Genomic DNA, 18,917 nt, shown 5'->3' with positions numbered 1-18,917 from the left:
AACAATAACCTTAAAAAAAAGTAAATTTTAAGTATAAAAACTTGTGTAATTAACTTTTTATTGTGATTTTTGGCATTGGCTAATTCAAATAAATTATAAAAATGAGAACAAAGTTTAGTGGAATTTTAACGCTATTCATGGCGTTTGTAGTGCAACTGACGTTCGCACAAGACAAAACAATCACGGGTAACGTGACCGATGATACCGGTCTACCTTTACCTGGGGTTAACATTATTGTAAAAGGCACCGCGACTGGAACTCAATCTGACTTTGATGGTAATTATAGCATCGGAGCATCAGTTGGACAGACGCTTGTCTACAGTTACGTAGGTTTTACTCAACAGGAAATCGCAGTAACTGCAAGTACATCTACTCTTAACGTACAAATGGTACCGGGAACCGAACTTGAAGAAGTATTGGTAGTTGCCCAGGGTATCAAGCGTGAGGCTAAGGCCTTAGGTTATGCGGTAAGTACTGTTGAATCAGCAGACATTGAACAACGTACAGAAGGTGACGTTGCTCGTGTGCTTTCTGGTAAAGCTTCTGGGGTACAGATCACTTCTCAGAGTGGTACTTCTGGATCTGCAACTAACGTAGTAATTCGAGGATACAATTCGATTACCGGTAGTAACCAGGCATTATTCATTGTAGATGGTGTACCATTCTCTAGTGATACTAACGCCCAAGGTAACTTCCTTAACGGTAACGTCGGTTCTTCTCGTTTCCTAGACTTAGATCCTAACAACATCGAAAGCGTAAACGTACTTAAAGGTCTTGCAGCAGCAACTCTTTATGGTACAGCTGGACGTAACGGGGTAATTGTAATTACTACCAAGTCTGGTGGCGGTGGAGCAAACAAAGCAACTAAGAAGACCGAGATCACAGTTAGCCAATCGTACTTCGTAAACGAAATTGCTTCTCTACCTGATTACCAAGACAGATACGGTAACGGTTTCGACCAGTCTTTCGGATGGTTCTTCTCTAACTGGGGTCCTTCTTTCGACGCTGGTGGAGTTGACGGTTATTTGAATGACCCTGCTGGTCTGATCGACGCTCAAGGAACTTTGGCTCACCCATACGATACTTCAGCATTCTTGAACAACCTTAACGGTGGTGACAACGAACTTGCTAATCGTTTTGCTGGTCAGCGTTACGAGTGGAGACCATATAACAGTGTTGAGAACTTCTTCCGTACAGGAAACGTACTTAACACCTCTATCAACATCCGTGGAAACTCTGATGACGGTAAACTAGCGTACAACGTTAACTACGGTCACTTAGACGAAACAGGATTTACTCCAGGGAACAACGTTCGTAGAAATACTCTTGCAGTTGGTGGACGCGCACAGCTTACCAACAACTTCACAGTTTCTGCAACCTTGAACTTCTCTAGAAACGCAGTTGCATCTCCTCCAGTAGCGGCCTCTCGTGGTAATGGTACTTTAGGTTTCTCTACTTTCGCAAACGTATTCTTTACGCCGCGTTCTGTAGACTTGATGGGACTTCCATTTACTATTCCAGAAACAGGTGGATCTATCTACTACCGTAACGGTAACGATATCATCAACCCACGCTGGACAGTAGAAAACGCTGGATCTACTCAGGTGACTAACCGTGTATTCGGTACAGCTCAGTTGCAGTACGACTTCAACGACAACTTGAACATACTATATCGTGCGGGTGTTGACTTCTACAACGAACGTAACACTCAGTTTTCTAACAAGAATGGTGTAAACTTCAACCAAGCTATCTTTGGTCAGTACATCACTTGGGATAACAACGTACGTATTTGGGACCACTACTTAACTTTAAGTGGTGATTATGACATCACTGACGATGTTGGAATTACTTTTACAGCTGGTGCAACTAGCCGTTCAAGAAACTTCGATCAGCAAGGTGTTCAGTCTGACGGACAGATTGTATTTGGCGTACTACGTCACTTCAACTTCTTGACTCAGACCCCTATCCAGAATACAACTTTCAGAAACATCGTTGGTGTATTTGCTGAAACTTCTATCGACTACAGCGACTGGGCGTTCTTGACGCTATCTGCTCGTAATGACTGGGTTTCTAACTTACCAACTGAAAACAACAGCCAGTTCTATCCTTCGATCTCTGCATCGTTCTTGCCTACTGCTGCATTCCCTTCTATTCGTTCATCTGAATGGGGACTTAACTACTTGAAGTTACGTGCAGGTCTTGGTACTTCTGCTGGATTCCCAACAGGATTCCCAACAGTTCAGAACTTGAACCTTGCGATCAACGGAAACGGTGGTGCTGTTGGACCTATTACAACAAACGCGATCTCAGGATTCCGTGCTAACCCAGACTTGAAGCCTGAACTTATTTCAGAATTCGAACTTGGTTTTGACTCTCGTTTCTTGAACAACCGTGTTAACTTGAACGTTTCTTACTTCGACCGTTCTACCGAAGACCTTATCGTATTTAAGCCTTTGGCTCCTTCTTCTGGATTTACCCAGACTCAGGATAACATTGGTAAAGTAGAAGGTGACGGATGGGAAGTTGACTTAAGTGTAGATATTTTTAAGAGTGACAAAGAAGACGGATTCAACTGGAATTCTCGTGTTAACTTTACACAGAGTGAGCAAATCGTAACTGAGCAAGAAGAAGATCAAATTCTTTTCGCTGGTTCTACTGCAGCATTCCTTGGAGCTAACGCCGCTATCCGTGGTGAGCAGCTAGGTGTATTAGTTGGTACTCGTATTCTACGTGATGACGCTGGAAACTTCGTAGTAAACAGCGCTGGTAACTACGTAACTGAAGATCAAGTTGTTCTTGACGACGGTCGTCAGATTACTCCGATCATCGGTAACCCGAACCCGGATTACGTAATGAACTTCATCAACAGTCTTTCATACAAGAACTTCAACCTAGGATTCCAATTTAGCCATACTAAAGGTGGAGATATCGCATCTTCTACTATCGCAGTATTGCTTGGACGTGGTTTGATTGTTGAGACTGAAGATCGTGCAAATACGTTTATCTTACCAGGTGTTAGCCAGTCTACTGGTCAGCCTAACGAAATCCAGATCAACAACTCGCAGTACTACTTCTCGAACGTATTGTTCGGACCTAAAGAATTGCAAGTTTATGATGCATCTGTAGTTCGTCTACAAGAAGTTTCTTTCGGATACACTGTTCCTAAGAAATGGCTAGAAAAAACACCATTTGGTTCACTATCAATTACAGCAAGTGGATTCAACCTTTGGTATGATGCTTACAACACTCCTGACGGAGCAAACTTTGACCCTAACGTAGCCGGTGTTGGTATTGGTAACGGACGTGGATTTGACTACATCAACGGTCCTTCATCAAGAAGATACGGACTTAGCGTTAAAGCATCATTCTAATTATAATCTCTTAATTTAGTTATGAAAACAATCTATAAAATCTTTTTACTTGCGTTAATCTCGAGTGGATCATTATTCTACTCTTGTGAGACAACCGAGTTGGAACAACTTGTTAGTCCGAACGCAATCTCGCCAGAACAGGCAGACCCAGATCTGTTACTTAACACCATTCAGCGTGCTTTTGTAACAAACGCTATCACGTTCAACGATAGATCTGCAGAATTGACACGTATCGACTATATGTTCGGTCGTGACTACTTCAACAACTACAACTCTTCTACCTTTGATGGTGTATGGAGTCGTACTTACAGCAGCATCTTCGCAAACGTTCGTATTATTGAGCAACAAAACGAAGCTAACGGTGGAGGACTTGAATTCCACTTAGGAGTTTCTAAAGCTATTGAAGCTTATACTTTGATGATGCTAGTTGACTTCTTAGGTGATATTCCACTTTCTGAAGCACTTAACCCTGATGAGTTCCCTAACCCGAACCTAGATGACGATGCTACAGTTTACGCTGCTGCTCGTGCTCGCTTGGATGAGGCTAAGGCGTACTTCTCTGGTGCTAGTGTTGGTTCTGCTACTGATTTCTTCTACGAGGGAGATACAGATGCATGGACTGCAATGGTGAACACTTTGATCATGCGTCACGCATTGACAACTGGTGACATCACTGAATTCAACCAGATTGTTTCTACTGGAAACTACATCAACGATTCATCTCTTGACTTTGAGTTCAAATACGGAACTCAGTTATTGAACCCGAACACTCGTCACCCAGACTACAACGCAGACTACACTGTTTCTGGTGCCAACATCTACCAGTCTAACTGGTTGATTTGGACTATGCAAGAAGCTGATAAGACTGATGGTTCTGATGATGATCCACGTATCCGTTACTACTTCTTCCGTCAGGTTGATTGTACTCCTGGTGCATCTTGTGACCCTGCAGGAAACGGTGAGACACTTCAGTGTTCTCTTCAGACTCCTCCAGCACAATACGCTGCTCTTGGAATCCCAGCTTGTTTCCTAGAAGATGGATACTGGGCACGTTCTCACGGTAATGATGAAGGTACTCCTCCAGATAACTTTACACGTACTGCTGTAGGTGTATACCCTGCTGGTGGATTGTTCGATGACAATAGCTTTGACGGTCTTAACCAAGATGTTGGTGGACTTGGAGAAGGAATCGAACCTATCATCCTTGCTTCTTATGTTGACTTCTGGAGAGCTGAAGTAGCTTTATCTGGAGGATCTCCAACAGCTGCTGCTGGATTTGTAGAAGCTGGTTTGACTAAGTCTATCGCTAAAGTTCAGTCTTTCGGTGCACTTGATACAAACCGTGATGCCTCTTTCGAGCCAGACGCAACAACTGTATCTGACTTTATCGCAGCAAAAGGTGCTTTGATTACTGGTACTGATGATGCTTCTTGGAATGCTCTTGCTGAGCAGTACTTCGTAACTATGTTCGGTGGTGCTGGTGATGCTTACAACTTCTACAGAAGAACTGGATATCCAACGACTGTATTCCCTAACCTAGAGCCAGATCCAGGTGTGTTCCCAAGAACATTCTTGTATCCATCTGTAGAGGTTATTGCGAATCCAAACGTTACTCAACGACAAGACAACGCAACGCAGGTATTCTGGGATACTCAACCAGCTGGACCAGCTTTCCCACCTGCTAACTAATTGAAAAAAAATTGATAAGAATGAAAAATCTATTAAAATTTGCCGCACTAGGAGCTGTACTCGTTATGGGTACAACTTCTTGTGAGGAAGACGCAAACAATACGATTGATCAGGTATTTGACGGTGTAACTAATGGTGCTGTTCTTAGAACTATCGCTATTACTTCAAACGAACTTCCTTTAGGTTCGACTGACGCTGTTTTCTCTGTTGAGATCGAAGAGCAAGACAATCAAGGTGGAGCACTTCTAGAAAGTGTTGACGCTTACTTGACTTTTGCTGATGGTTCTGCTGACGAAGGTGATTCTTCTGCAGCTACCACTGAGGAAGTATTCATCCGTAACATTCCAGCTAGCGAGTTCTCTCCAGGACCTTTCGGTCTTCCAAGAACTACTTATACGCTTACTTTAACTGAAATGTTAGCAGCAGTTGGTTTAACTGGTGACGCGATTTTTGGTGGTGACACCTTTACAACTCGTTTCGCACTTAACCTAACTGACGGACGTGTATTCTCTGTAAACAACGCTGGTGGTATCATTACCAGTGGTTTCTTTGCTTCTCCATTCCAGTACACTACTCCAGTAGTATGTCCTGTAGGTGAAGAAGAGTTCCTAGGACCATACCAAATCACAAACGGTGTTCCTGGAGTACTTGACTTCAACGTATTTGAAGAAGGAGTAATCGTAGAGATGTATTTCCCAGAAGGTGGTACTTCTGTAGATCGTGCTTTCGACTACGTATACCTACCTGATGCTGGTGTAGGACAAGATCCTGTAGATTTCGCAATGCAGTTCATCTGTAACACAGTTGTGATTCCTCCAGGACAGAACTCTGGACTACAGTGTTCTTCTGGTCTAACTATTGGCCCATCTCCAAACGGAGACTTGGGTGAGTACACAACTGGAGATGACTCTGTATTCATCATCCGCTTCACTGATAATGAAGGAAGCGACTGTGGTGAAGGACCAAGAGACGTGTTCGCTACACTTACTAAACAATAAGATTCTCACTTATTATATAGAAAAAGCTGCCTTTCGAGGCAGCTTTTTTATTTTTGCCCTATGGAAGAACAAGTCAGTCGTATCTACGGAATTCATGCTTTAGAAGAAGCGCTACAAGCCTCAATGAATATTTCTAAAGTATTTGCTCAAACCAATCAGCAACATCCAAAAGTAAAAGCCTTACTTAACGAATGTGCAAAGCAAGGTGCGACGATCTCCTATGTTCCCATGGAGAAACTTCAAAAACTCTCCAAAGGACGCAATCATCAAGGAATCGTTGCAAACATTGCTCCGGTTTCTTTTGTGACCTTAGAAGAAATGGTCACTATGGCCAATGAGGCTTCTACCCCTCCCCTTTTCATCTTGTTAGATCAGATCAGTGATGTCCGAAACTTTGGTGCTATTATTAGATCTGCGGTGGCAGCCGAAGCCCATGGTATTATCATTCAGAAAAAAGGTGGAGCGCCTGTAAATGCAGATGCTGTTACAACCTCCGCAGGTACCTTATTCAAAATTCCAATTTGCAAGGTTGATCACATCAAAGATGCTTTGTTCTATTTTCAAGCTGAAGGTATCCCTTTGATTGCCGCTACCGAGAAAGGCGAGCAATCCCTTTACGATACAGATCTTAAAAATGGTTTTGCGTTAGTTATGGGTTCCGAGGGTCGTGGTATTAACCCTTCTGTACTTAAGATGATCGACACCCAAATGCACATCCCTATTGCTGCAGAAGTAGATTCATTGAATGTAGCTGTTGCCAGCGCAGTCATTCTATTTGAAGCAAAAAGACAACGTCTGTCTTAAGCTTACTCACCGTCCTTTGAGGAAGACTTAAAATTGTATTTAATCTCAATCCTTTGTGGCTTTTGATCTGTTTCGTCCTCAGGATCTGGCTCTGGCTCATCAGGTACAAAATTTCCCTGTTCATCAAAGCGTCTCATGAATGGATCCTTAGACGGATCAAATTCTGGATGTTCCCAAGGGTAGTGATATTCGCGGGTCACTCCGCTTTTAACCACTCCAGCGAATACAAAGCCCACAAAGAATCCGGATAAATGTCCTTCCCAGGAGATCTTTGGATCGATTGGAAAAACATACCACAAGAGTCCCCCGTATAAGAATACCACTATTAGGGATAAAGCTATAAGTCTGTAGTAACCACTAAAGACTCCTTTAAAGAATAGAAAACTCACAAGCATGTAGACGATACCACTAGCGCCTATATGAAAAGCAGGTCTACCGATCAACCAAGTTCCTAGTCCAGAAAGTATGGCGCCGTAAAGCAAGACCTTCCAAGCTGCCTTTGGATAAAAGTAAAACAGAAACCACAGCAGTGCTACTAGAGAAATACTGTTGTTGGTCAAGTGACTGAGGTCTTTGTGGATGAAAGGAGTAAACACAATTCCCTTTAAGCCTTCAAAAGTTCTTGGATAAACACCCCAGCTGCGCAAGTTTAGATCAAACCGGAGATCAGCCCACAGTGCGATCCATAACAGCATGACCAGACCCACTGAAATAGCGATCCGGCGAAATTCAAAAACAGATGGATATTCGATTTTTTGCATGCCCAACTAAAGTATCAAAAATTCGGCCAAGTGTCCTGACCTGATTATTTGGCAGTTTACGCAACCCTCTAGCCCATTATAAGTCTTAAAAGAAAAGATCATTATGAAAACACGCATCAACCGATTAACAATTCTATTCATAACCCTCCTCGCCTCAGCCTGCAGCAAGACAAATAACCTTGAAGGATCTGAACAACAAGCAGAAACCGGCCCGAGCAAACAGGCTTCAATTCAGGTTACCCAACAAATTGAAAACAAACTGCCATTTGAAAAACTGCTGATTCCGCTAGACGAAGACGAGTTCACCGGAGACTACTGGGTAAAACAGATCACACCCAGCATATTTGGTTATGACACCTTTGATCCTGACGGTGGTGGAGTTATGCTCACCTTACTCAACGATGCCATGGCATCAGGGATTACTGCAGAGGCTGTCAAATTAAATGAAATGCAACGCGCATTTGACGCCGTCTATTTGGCAGAACTCGGATTCGACATTCCAACAACTTTCATTATTGAATTCTTTTCAGAGAGAGCGTACTTCCCATATGAAGAATACACCGGATTGGCCTGCGGCGGCGAGAACATAACCCTTGGTTTTCCCTTAGGCGCTACTGGCCGCTTTGACGTCGTAAACGATTCCATTTTCACTTTGCGGTTTCTCGATGACGTTACCAACAGTTGTTCGGGGCAGCAAGTAGACGTTGAATTGCTATTTACAAAACTCTAAGGAATTTGCTAAAAATAGTAGCAGGGCATTTGGTTTAAAATCTTGTATTTTTAGGCCATGAATGCACCTTTGGCAGAACGGATCCGACCTAGAACGCTCGACGACTATATCAGTCAGCAACACTTAGTAGGGCCTGAGGGTTCGCTAACCAATCAGATCAAACAAGGCATACTGCCCTCTCTCATTCTCTGGGGACCTCCTGGTACGGGTAAGACAACTTTAGCCACTATAATTGCCAATACGGTGGAACGTCCCTTTTTTAAACTCAGTGCAATTAGCAGTGGTGTTAAGGATGTCCGAGAGGTGATCAATCGGGCTAAAAAAGAAGATGGGCTTTTCACTACTAAAAACCCTTTGCTGTTCATAGATGAGATTCATCGCTTCAGTAAGTCTCAACAAGATTCTCTTTTAGAAGCTGTTGAAAAAGGATGGGTCACCCTAATCGGTGCTACAACAGAAAATCCAAGTTTTGAGGTAATTCCCGCATTATTGTCACGCTGTCAGGTCTATGTGCTCAATGCCTTCTCTAAAAACGATTTAGAGGCGCTTTTAAAGCGTGCAATTGCTCAAGATGACATACTGAGCAAAAAAGATATAAAACTGCAGGAAACAGAGGCTATGTTACGCATTTCTGGAGGTGATGCCAGAAAATTGCTCAACATCCTCGAATTGGTGGTTGCCACGGCAGATTCCGATAGTGTAACCATTACCGATGATCTGGTTACCCAAAAGGTACAACAGAACGTAGTGCGCTATGACAAAACCGGAGAGCAGCACTATGATATTGTTTCTGCTTTTATTAAATCAATCCGTGGAAGTGATCCAAATGCGGCAGTCTATTGGCTTGCCCGAATGATCGAAGGCGGGGAAGATGTAAAATTCATTGCTCGTAGACTTTTGATTCTAGCCTCTGAAGATATTGGCAACGCGAATCCGCAAGCATTAATGGTTGCCAACAATACTTTTCAAGCGGTAAGTGTTATTGGTTATCCAGAAGCTCGAATCATACTTTCGCAGTGCGCCATATACCTAGCAACCTCAGCAAAGAGCAACGCCTCTTATGTGGCCATCAATGAAGCACAAGCGGCGGTGAAGGCACAAGGTGATTTGCCTGTACCCTTATCCATACGCAATGCGCCAACTAAATTGATGAAAGAATTGGGTTATTCAGAAGGTTATCAATACGCCCATAATTATGAAGGCAATTTTGTACCGCATCAATTCTTACCGGAAGAACTCAGCAATTACAACTTTTACCGACCCGGAAACAACAGAAGAGAACGCGCCCTTAAAGACTACTTGAGTCAGCTTTGGAAAGACAAATACAAATTCTAGCTTAGGATTTTGCGAGCTCAAAAACTGCCAGAGGCGCATTGTTCCTTCCAACAAGCACGAGTGTTTTACCGGTCCCTTTGTGGTTTATTGCTGTTATGGATTTAGCGTCGCCTTCTACGTAGAAAGTCGATGGACCTCCACTGGCATCAAACGAACCGTCTTGCCATTGCAATACCATTCCAGTTCCCATATCCATGCGTGGAGTTTCCACTTCTGTATTGTAGATATTACCAACCGCAAAAAACGCTGGGGTTCCTTCCGAATCAATATCCACGGTAATTCCTCCTAAAATAGGAGCAGTTTGTGCATAAGCTGGCAATTCGGTAAGATCGTGTCCGCCAGAACTATTACTGAGGAGCACCATTGAGTGAAACTGGTTGACCTCACGCTGGTAGGCGCTGTTTAGTTTGGCTCCGTAGATATCTTGCAAAGATGCATTGGCAAAGGCTGCATAGGTTTCAAATTTCTGAGCGATGAAGGGCATCTGCTGAGAAGAGCATTCTCTACCTCTAACCGGTACATCGCGACCGTTGTATTTACTACTCAAAACCAGATCAAAGGTTCCATTGTCATCAAAATCATAGCCATATACCTTTAGCGGTGCACTGGCTGTTGCTTTATACTTGCTATTTACGCCAAGATTCCCGAGGATGTAATCAGGCTTTCCGTCCTTATTGAGGTCCGCTTCGTTGACAGAGAACCACCATCCTTTTTGGTCAGCCAAACCAGCTATACCCTGATAGGCTTCAAAACTGCCTTGATTGTTACGATACATTTTTACCGCATCCCATTCAGTAGCTACGATAAGATCAGACCAACCGTCATTATCAAAGTCAGTCACTAAAAGATCATTGACCAAACCTAAACTCGCAGCATCTGGAAAAGCAGCATTACCTGCTGGAGCGAACTGTCCGCTTCCGTCGTTCTTTAGCAAATAACTCGGCGCGGCTTGAGGGTATTGCTGTGGAAGCATACGATTCCCGACCATCAAATCCATATCGCCATCCTGGTCAAAATCTATAGCTGCAACAGCATGTCCGCTTTGTTTGAAAGCTTCTAACCCTGAGTTCTCACTTTTAGTAAAACCGCCCTGACCGTCATTGAGGTACAAGCGATCAGTGTATTTAATGGACCCTTGCGCAAAGGCGTTTCCACCACTGACCACGTACAGATCCATATCTGCATCGCCATCGGCATCAAAGAAAACTGCTTTCATATCCTCAGCATCCGCATCCGCCGTAAAAGCGGGAACACGCACACGGCTAAAACCGCTCTCAGTTTGTTTGAACAAATAAGCACTCTGCCCTGCAGCACCACCTACAAAGACATCTTCCAATCCATCACCGTTGACATCCGCAGTGGCCATAAAAGGTCCCATGGTTGACTGTTTGTAAGGCAGAAGTACCTCTAAGCTAAAGTCGTTGTAATCGTTTTCTTTATGCTCAAAATCTAAGCCCATTGCTGAAGCTGTGGCCTTAAGCATAGCCTTTGACGGATTTACATTACGGCCAGAATCTGTAGCATCTGCCTCTTTAAAGGTCAATGTGCTATTGGCTGCAATATTGTTCCTTATTTCTTGCTTTCCACTAGGCCAAACCACTTTAACCTCAGCAACTTCAGCATCCTTTCCAATTCCAAAAGAAGCGGTATTGGTCGTTGCAGAAAGGTATCCACGTACACGCTTGGCTTCAATGAGCTGGGTGTTGCCCGATTTTTGCGTCAAAAAGATCTGCGGAAAGGCTTCGGAAAGCTTCCCTTCTGTTTTGACTGTTATAAAATTATTCAGACTGCGCTCCACGGCAGTGTTCTTATAAACAAATGCAGTTTCATCAATATTATTCACCACCAATTCCAGATCGCCGTCATTATCCAAATCTGCATAAACGGCACCGTTGGAGAAGGATGGATTAGCCAATCCCCATTGGTAGGCTTGATTTTCAAAGGCCAAATCTCCTTTGTTCCAAAACATAATATTGGAGAGCTTCTCTGAGGGCATGGCATCGTAGAGCTGCTTCTTCACTTCAACCGGAACTTGTCCAGCATAAGCGCGTTGTACCTCGGCCACTTGACGGCGCAGATCGTTATCTAAAGCGTACCGTCGGTAACCGTTGGTGACATAAATATCTTTATTGCCGTCCAGATCATAATCTGTGATCAAACCAGCCCAAGACCAATCTGTTTTGGCCATTTTGGTCTGTTGCGCCACATTGATGAATTTGGCGTCACCTTGATTGAGCTGTACCGAATTGTACATATACTGATACGGCATATCGTAAGTATCCACCAGCAATGAAAAACGTGCTTCATTCATCGATGCCATAAGGGTTTTAGATCTTATGTGATCACTAGAGGCCATATCTAGTACAAAGATGTCCTTAAGGCCGTCGTTATTGAGATCGTCTATATCCACACCCATCCCATAAAAAGAGACTTGCTTGGTAGTTTCCTTGACCTGATTCTTAAAAGTGCCATCACCTTGATTGATGTAAAGCGCATCAGGCACGTAATAGTCGTTGGCAACGTAAATATCCAACCATCCATCTTGGTTGATATCGCTAACGCTAAGTCCCAGTCCAAAAGAGGCGTTGAGCACTCCCGCGCGTTTGGTCACATCAGTGAAACGCCCACCGTCATTGCGATACAAATGCGTACTGCTGTTGTATAGGTTGGCGTCGCTTTTGTCAATAGTAGCGAAGAAACGCTGCGGATCCAAGCCGTAAAATTCATTCTCATTGGAAACCACACAGTCCAAGTCACCATCCTTGTCATAATCAAAGAAAGCAGCCTGAGTACTGATCCCTCGGTCATTCAATCCGTAGGCTTTGGCAGACTCTTCGAACTCAAAATTGCCCTTGTTGATGAACAATAGATTCTCACGGTCTTCCTTTTGCTTAGGTCCGCCTTGACTCACGTAAATATCGAGCAAACCATCGTTGTTGACATCGGCCACAGTCACTCCATTGGCCCATACTTTCCCTTCATTGATCTTAGCGTCCTCACTGACATCTTCGAATTTCAGATCCCCAAGATTTTTGTAGAGCTTGTTGGGCTGCTGATTGCCGGTAAAGAAAATATCTTCCAAACCATCACCATTCAGATCGGCAACAGCTACTCCCGCTCCATTGTAGAAATAATCAAAATTGAATAAGTTCTCCATGGTAGAAACGTCATCTACCAAAGTATTTGAGAAATTGATCCCGGTCTGATCGGCAGGCAAAAGCTCAAATAAGGCTTTGCGCGCTTCTTTGGCTTCATCTTTAGGCTTTTTCGTAGTGGTCTTAGCCGTTTCTTGCTTTTCTTTGTTGGAGCCCTCACAAGCGACAAACATGACGCTGAGCACTGCCAGAAACAGCATTCCAATTCTGGTCATGGTCTATTGTTTAGGTTTGAACAACATGGTCACTGTCTGATCCATACCCTCTATGGCCCGTTCTATCTTGAAGTTATCGCCTTCAACATATCCCTTGCCATTAAACTGCTTGGTTTTGATATCAAAGACGCCGTCTTCTTGGGATGGATAAGATCTTCCAATGATGTCACCTTTGTACATGACAACATAGACATCATCTTTGAAAAGGAGCTCATAGTCTTTGTAAACCAATGCCTTTTCTTTGATCTCCTCGACTTCTTCAATCACCGTTGAACCGGCATCAGGAGTTGCATCAGTTTTTGTTTCATCTGCAACGGCAACTTGCTCCTCTTCTTCCACAACTTCAATCTCTAAAGGCGGTGGAGGCGGGTCTAATTGTGCTACAGTATCTTCAACAACTTGCTCTTCTTCTGTAGGTTCAGGAAGTGCCAATTGATTTACGTTCAGTTCTGCGATAGAAATAAAGGCTTCTCTTACAGCGCCGTGAAATGCTTTACGGTAATCTTTGTCTTTGCTTTTCCCTTCTGCGGAGGTGAACAAGGTATTACCCTCACAATCGTTGATGTTGATCACAATCTTGGAATGCATAAAGTTTTCCATCCCTTGCACGTCGGCATACAATCCTTTACAGGGTTGCTCTTTCAAATAAAGCGGCAATTCATTCCCGATATACGCATTAAAACCGTGCTTTTTGAATAAGAAGCGTACCAGTGAATTCACTTGATACTGATCCTTCCCTTTTAGGAATTCAAATTGGTCAGGTACAAAGATGTAATGGTAATCGTGAATGCTGCTTTGTGCAGAGGAAAGCGAAGTGAAAAGAACCGCTGCTATCAGCGCGAGGAAGCGTAATTTCATTCCGAAGATAATTTAAGATTTAGCCCTAATTGCAAAGATACATTTTTTGCCCTTGCAACATTGCCATATCTCAAAATGTTATCGACTGTAAAATAGAAGTTAACGGGGCCAATATCGGCGGCAAAACCTGCCCCCAAATTGCTCGCAGAATACTCATCCACAGTATACGCCACTTTAGCTGACAAAAAGCCTGTAAGCCTGCGATAATAAAAGGCAGACAAGGCCATATGAGGTCTTCTCGGTCTAATCACACTAAAGAACTGCAATCCGAGTCTCTCGCGCCAGCGCGTGCTTTCTTTGTTCAAGCAGTTACAATCTTCTCCTTCACCAAAGGTTCCAAAACCATAGGAAATGGCTGCATTGACCTTGGTAGGACGCATTTGCAAATAAGCGGTGGTCAAGGTATCTCTAGGGAATGCCTCGTCCAGATCATCCGTCAATCTGCGGTAGTAATCTACAGTGCGTTGTCCATCACTCAAGGGAGGAAAAATAAACTCGATCCCGTTAAGCACATAATCGCCTCGTGCCGTATAACGCTTAACATCATTGCTGTGATAGACAAAGCCCAGATCTAGAATACTGGCGTCAAAGGTCCAGTTTCGGTTCCAGTCATAACTGATCCCCAAATCAACACCTACACCTAAGTTTCCGCCAAGCATGGCGCGTTTAGCAACTTCACGCCCTGGACTTCCCGCCTCTGATATTGCATCAATTCCAGAGGTTCTTAACTCAAGATCCGCATTGGTCACTATATGTTCGTAGATATTAACCGTTCCTGGGTTTTCTGTAGTAACAAAGGTTCCTTGGTTCCCGGTGGAGCTTGCATGCGCAATATTGGAATACAACTTGGCGCGTGCTCCTACTCTTAAATTTTTATTGAACTGTCTGCTGATCCCTACATGATAAACCATCAGAACCTCAGAGGTCACACTGAGTTGTCCCAGATCAAAACTTCTGCCGATATAATTGCGGTTACCTTCCCAAGCCAAATCGGCCAGATCTTCTGGAAAGTAAGCCAAGACATCCAGTTCTTGATAAAGCCCGGCAGACCAATAGTCCCCTTTGTTATTACGCCAACCTGCGCTGAGAATCTCCAACTGTTGATTCACGGTAAAAAAGTCTCTAAAACTCAAACCAGCAATGGCTTCTGTAATACGTTGATTGATGTCGACGGATGATTCTTGGAAGATGTCAAAAGCACTCACACCACTTGATCCTCCGTGAATATATACCTGAGATAGACCCGGCAATCCTGCATGAAAATCCTGGGGCATATCCGCAGCCGGATTCACCAAAAGGGATTGAGGAATATCCTCATACCCAAAAACTATGGTTTTATTTTGGGCAAGCATCCCTGCTCCCAAAAGCAGGACAAAAAGAAAAGCCAGTAAGTTGCGCATAGTCTAGTACTCCAAGAAGTAAGCAGATTTAGATTGTAGGTTCAAAGTTCCGTCCAGGGCTTCTACCGTTTCTGGACTCGACACACTGATCACCACGCGCGACGAGCTGGTTAAGGGGCCCAGTTCGGCAGCTGTGTCAAAGACTTCGAGGTGTTCAGTAATTACGGGGGCGGCTACAGTTCCCGCTGCAATTGGAATATCAAACTGATATTGTACTTCATTGCTCAAGGTCATAAATTCAACCTCGAGCTGAAAATCGCGGGGAATGCTATTGGTTAGTCTAAAGAAAACCTCTGCACGAACCAGAGATTCCTGAATAAAACTGTCGTCTAAAAATCGAACATTCGTGGTGTCAGTCACCTTGAATGAATCTCCCAACTCGCCGCTGGATTCGAACATAGAAGTATCTACCGTGAAGTACACGAGATCCAGTTCGTATTCCGGACTAAGGGTGATTTGGTCTGCCTGCTCAAAATCTGTATCCTTAATACAGGAGCTCAAACAACAGGCCAAAGCGAGAAGAAAAAGGGCTTTCAGTCGCATATTTTAGATTTGGGGTTGGCTAAATATACAACGTTTTTAAAAAGGTCGTATTGCCTTAAAGGTAGTTTTTAATCGACGGGAGGTCATCCACCACAATACGTTGAGGCTCAACTTGCTGCTTTCGGTAATTAAAAAACACGGTATGTAAGCCTACCGCCTCAGCTCCGAGAATATCGGCCTCAAAACTATCTCCGATCATCACAGCATGCTCCGCCGCTACTCCTGCGAGCTCCAAAGCGTGGTTAAATACTTTGGGGTTTGGTTTTTTAACCCCGACGTCTTCTGAGGTTGTCACGGTATTGAAGAAATGCGCGATACCAGAATTCTGTAATTTCTTGTGCTGCACTCCGTGAAACCCATTGGTGATCAAGTGCAATTTATATTTGTCTTTGAGGTATTCCAAGAGATCTTCGGTACCGTCAAACAAGTAATTATCTTTAGGTAATTCTTCGATGTATTGAACCGCCATGGCATCTATGGTCTCCAAAGGATAACTCAGATCAAATTTGGCAAAGGCATCGTTGAGACGGCCGCGTCTTAAACCTTGCTTGTCTATTTGTTCCTCCCGATAGAGCCGCCAATATTGCAAGTTGATCGGTTCGTATACCTCCAAAAAATCAGCGAGCTTCAACGGAATAGAAAAAGTCTTAAACACGCGCTCAAAGGCCAAGCCTGAGTTCTTATCAAAGTCCCAGAGGGTGTGATCCAGGTCAAAGAAGATGTCTGTAATTTGTTCCTTATTCATGCGTTAATTGCTGGGTGTAAAGGGTTCTCCAAAATCGATTGTCAAAACTCAATGTAAAGGTATCATTGCGCATCAGCATAACCAAGGAACCACCTACATTCATCAATCCAGATTTATACTCCTTTACCAAAGTCTCAATTTCTTCTGTGGTCAGATCTTCCAGGGCTGTTTGAGCAATGGAATACGGCACCAATCGCAATGGGGTTTGCACCTCAAAATCCAGATCGTAAAAATAAAAAGGCCTACTGGTTCCCGCTCTAAAACCTGGAGTATCGCTGTATCCCATGGAATAATTCTCATCCACTTCAAGGTCTACCAAGGCTCTCAAAATATCTGGAATGTTGAGCACTCCAGAGGCATTTATACTGCAGGCTACCGGTCTGTTGGTAATGGCTTCCAAACGGCGTTTCTCTTCTTTGAGCTGTTTGAGATCTGTCAATGCGCGGTGCGATATACGCAAACCTACTGGGGCGTAATCTGCTGCGGATTTGATCAAACTTCGGTACGCCTTTTTGTGATGCGAGATGTTGTAATCGTCTCTGGAATAATCTCCCACTTGAAAGAAACAACGGTAATTAACCTGATGCTCCTTGCCTACCTCAGCCAACCAATCAAAGGTGTTGTGCGGATCCTTGCTGAGCAAAAGCAGCACCCGTGTCCGGCGCGCAATGGCTCTAAATCGGAAGCGAAAAAGATCAGAGAAGTATCCGAAGAAACTCCTCAAAAAGCCTTTACTCTTATACTCAAAGGCCTGAGGCACATCAATTAGGTTTTGAATCTCAAACTCGGGCAGTTGATACTGAATATCGGGATAAACCTCTCGCAGCGCTTCTAAAAACTTTTGGGCCCAAATATCCACTACCGCTTGGTTCAAAAAATTTGAAGTCGCAGCCAAACTCTCTGCCGCTGGGTAGCGGCCCATGGCATCTTTTACATGGGGCAAATACTCCTCATAACGACTGAGCAGATAAAAGCTAGCTGCAAAAATATCAAAGGGTAAACTGCTGTCCGGTGAGGTCGCAAAAAAGCCAACAGTTTGATCCCAAGGACGTACTCGGATCTCAATATCTGTGATCCCTTGCTGAAACAGCAATTCATGACTTTTAATGTAAAAAGTGTTGTTTCCCTGCCCGCTTGGCCCGTACCAGATCTTTGGCCCTGCATGAGCCACAAAGGCAGGAATCTCTGTAGTAAAAGCAATAGGCATGCCCAAGAGCCTCGTGCAAATATGTTTAAAAACATAAGTGAGTCTCGGTGTGTTCTTAGGACTGTAAATGAGCAGTGAATCCAAGGGCTACAACAGGTGTTTGTCTGCAAAGCTAAAGTACGCTTTTTCAGTCACAATGAGGTGATCCAAAACCGTGATATCAATTGCCTTAGCAGCTTTGACGATCTTTTGCGTTAAGGCAATATCGGCTTGACTGGGTTTTAAGGTTCCCGAAGGATGGTTGTGAACTAAGATCATCCCAACCGCCTTGGATAAAAGGGCTTTTTTAAGTATGATCCGTACATCGACCAGAGTTCCGGTATAGCCGCCACTACTGATCCTTACACGTGACAAAACCCCATGCGCATTGTTTAAAAAGAGTACCCAAAACTCTTCGTGATCCAAATGCCCGAGCAAGGGTTCCATACAGGTATAGGCAGCAGCACTGCTGTTGATTCGCTTCGTTTTTTCTGCGGAGCTGTCTCGGCATCGCCGACCCAATTCAAAAGCGGCTACTACCGTTGTAGCCTTGGCCAAACCAATACCGGAGATCTCTAGGAGCTCCATCACTTCTGTTCTGGACAGTCGATCCAAACGATGATCCGCAGCTTTTAAAAGTTCGCGCGCAAGCCCTAAAGCGGATAGGTCCTTATTTCCCGAACGCAGCAGAATAGCCAACAGCTCTTCCGCAGTCAAATGAGCCGCTCCAGCACTCATTAACCGCTCTCTGGGGCGCTCCCTATTTGGAATTTGCTTCAGGGAATCTTTCTGAGATGAATTTGGTCAAACTTTAGGTATCTTGTGGGAAGAAACCACCTAAATGCAAGCTAATGAATTCTTTGTTTGAGGCAGAAGCCTATCAGGAAATAAAGGCACGAATTGATAAATTAACACCAGAAGCTGCCAATCAATGGGGCAAGATGAATCCGGCCCAAATGATGCATCACTGCCAGTTTCCCTTAAAGACCGCTTTAAAATCAGAATACCAAAAACCCAAGGTTTCCTTGATGGCGAGATTCTTTAAAAAATCGCTTTACAGCGACAAGGCCTGGCGCAAGAATTTACCAACACCCAAACGTTTTAAGGTTTTGGAAGAGAAAGATTTC

Annotated in this window: 14 protein-coding genes and 1 pseudogene; 7 read left to right on the top strand and 8 right to left on the bottom strand. The window is 43.9% G+C overall.

The features are described from left to right. Positions 1-101 precede the first annotated feature (101 nt). From ACSLP7_RS08285 to rlmB, 4 genes are read left to right on the top strand one after another with little or no spacing between them, the layout of a single operon-like run. Positions 102-3,371: a SusC/RagA family TonB-linked outer membrane protein gene (locus tag ACSLP7_RS08285; RefSeq protein ID WP_435578863.1), complete on the top strand. Its 3,270-nt coding sequence runs from the start codon at positions 102-104 to the stop codon at positions 3,369-3,371. A 21-nt stretch (positions 3,372-3,392) separates the two neighbouring features. Further along, positions 3,393-5,060 (top strand): SusD/RagB family nutrient-binding outer membrane lipoprotein, encoded by a 1,668-nt coding sequence (locus tag ACSLP7_RS08280; RefSeq protein WP_435578862.1) that lies wholly within the window; start codon positions 3,393-3,395, stop codon positions 5,058-5,060. Positions 5,061-5,080: 20 nt separating this feature from the next. After that, entirely contained in the window at positions 5,081-6,058 is a 978-nt protein-coding gene (locus ACSLP7_RS08275; RefSeq protein WP_435578861.1) for a hypothetical protein, read from the top strand. 60 nt (positions 6,059-6,118) lie between these two features. Next, positions 6,119-6,862: a 23S rRNA (guanosine(2251)-2'-O)-methyltransferase RlmB gene (gene rlmB, locus ACSLP7_RS08270; protein ID WP_435578860.1), complete on the top strand. Its 744-nt coding sequence runs from the start codon at positions 6,119-6,121 to the stop codon at positions 6,860-6,862. Between the two features lie 2 nt (positions 6,863-6,864). Here the strand turns inward: rlmB and ACSLP7_RS08265 are convergent, their stop codons facing one another. Beyond that, positions 6,865-7,623 (bottom strand): rhomboid family intramembrane serine protease, encoded by a 759-nt coding sequence (locus ACSLP7_RS08265; RefSeq protein ID WP_435578859.1) that lies wholly within the window; start codon positions 7,621-7,623, stop codon positions 6,865-6,867. Between the two features lie 103 nt (positions 7,624-7,726). Between ACSLP7_RS08265 and ACSLP7_RS08260 the strand changes: the two genes are divergently transcribed. Both ACSLP7_RS08260 and ACSLP7_RS08255 read left to right on the top strand, forming a co-directional pair. After that, positions 7,727-8,353, top strand: coding sequence for a hypothetical protein (locus tag ACSLP7_RS08260; protein ID WP_435578858.1), 627 nt, complete (start codon positions 7,727-7,729; stop codon positions 8,351-8,353). A 57-nt stretch (positions 8,354-8,410) separates the two neighbouring features. After that, entirely contained in the window at positions 8,411-9,688 is a 1,278-nt protein-coding gene (locus tag ACSLP7_RS08255; protein ID WP_435578857.1) for a replication-associated recombination protein A, read from the top strand. A 1-nt stretch (position 9,689) separates the two neighbouring features. Here ACSLP7_RS08255 and ACSLP7_RS08250 read toward each other — a convergent pair whose 3' ends face one another. Genes ACSLP7_RS08250 through radC form a run of 7 tightly spaced genes read right to left on the bottom strand, consistent with a single transcriptional unit; the run spans position 9,690 to position 18,561 of the window. Next, positions 9,690-13,058 carry a VCBS repeat-containing protein gene (locus ACSLP7_RS08250; protein ID WP_435578856.1) on the bottom strand — a complete coding sequence of 1,123 codons (3,369 nt, stop codon included), beginning with the start codon at positions 13,056-13,058 and terminating at the stop codon, positions 9,690-9,692. Positions 13,059-13,061: 3 nt separating this feature from the next. Then, positions 13,062-13,916: a hypothetical protein gene (locus ACSLP7_RS08245; protein WP_435578855.1), complete on the bottom strand. Its 855-nt coding sequence runs from the start codon at positions 13,914-13,916 to the stop codon at positions 13,062-13,064. Further along, positions 13,913-15,316, bottom strand: coding sequence for a DUF5723 family protein (locus tag ACSLP7_RS08240; protein ID WP_435578854.1), 1,404 nt, complete (start codon positions 15,314-15,316; stop codon positions 13,913-13,915). The genes ACSLP7_RS08245 and ACSLP7_RS08240 overlap by 4 nt, the downstream gene beginning before the upstream one ends. A gap of 3 nt (positions 15,317-15,319) precedes the next feature. Next, positions 15,320-15,859, bottom strand: a complete 540-nt coding sequence (locus ACSLP7_RS08235) for a hypothetical protein (RefSeq protein ID WP_435578853.1) — start codon at positions 15,857-15,859, stop codon at positions 15,320-15,322. Positions 15,860-15,914: 55 nt separating this feature from the next. Continuing rightward, positions 15,915-16,604, bottom strand: a complete 690-nt coding sequence (locus ACSLP7_RS08230) for a YjjG family noncanonical pyrimidine nucleotidase (protein WP_435578852.1) — start codon at positions 16,602-16,604, stop codon at positions 15,915-15,917. After that, complete coding sequence (locus ACSLP7_RS08225; protein WP_435578851.1) at positions 16,597-17,895, bottom strand: polysaccharide deacetylase family protein; 1,299 nt, start codon at positions 17,893-17,895, stop codon at positions 16,597-16,599. Before ACSLP7_RS08225 ends, ACSLP7_RS08230 begins: the two co-directional genes overlap by 8 nt. Before the next feature lie 3 nt (positions 17,896-17,898). After that, a complete protein-coding gene (radC, locus tag ACSLP7_RS08220; RefSeq protein ID WP_435578875.1) occupies positions 17,899-18,561 on the bottom strand; it encodes a RadC family protein in 663 nt (220 codons plus the stop codon). Positions 18,562-18,641: 80 nt separating this feature from the next. Here radC and ACSLP7_RS08215 point away from each other — a divergent pair. Continuing rightward, positions 18,642-18,917: pseudogene (locus ACSLP7_RS08215) on the top strand (DUF1569 domain-containing protein); the annotation flags it as partial.

The sequence above is a fragment of the Gilvibacter sp. genome (genome assembly GCF_965601605.1).
Taxonomy (GTDB): domain Bacteria; phylum Bacteroidota; class Bacteroidia; order Flavobacteriales; family Flavobacteriaceae; genus Gilvibacter.
Note: the sequence above shows the minus strand (reverse complement) of the source record. Positions and strands in the feature narration are given on the sequence as shown.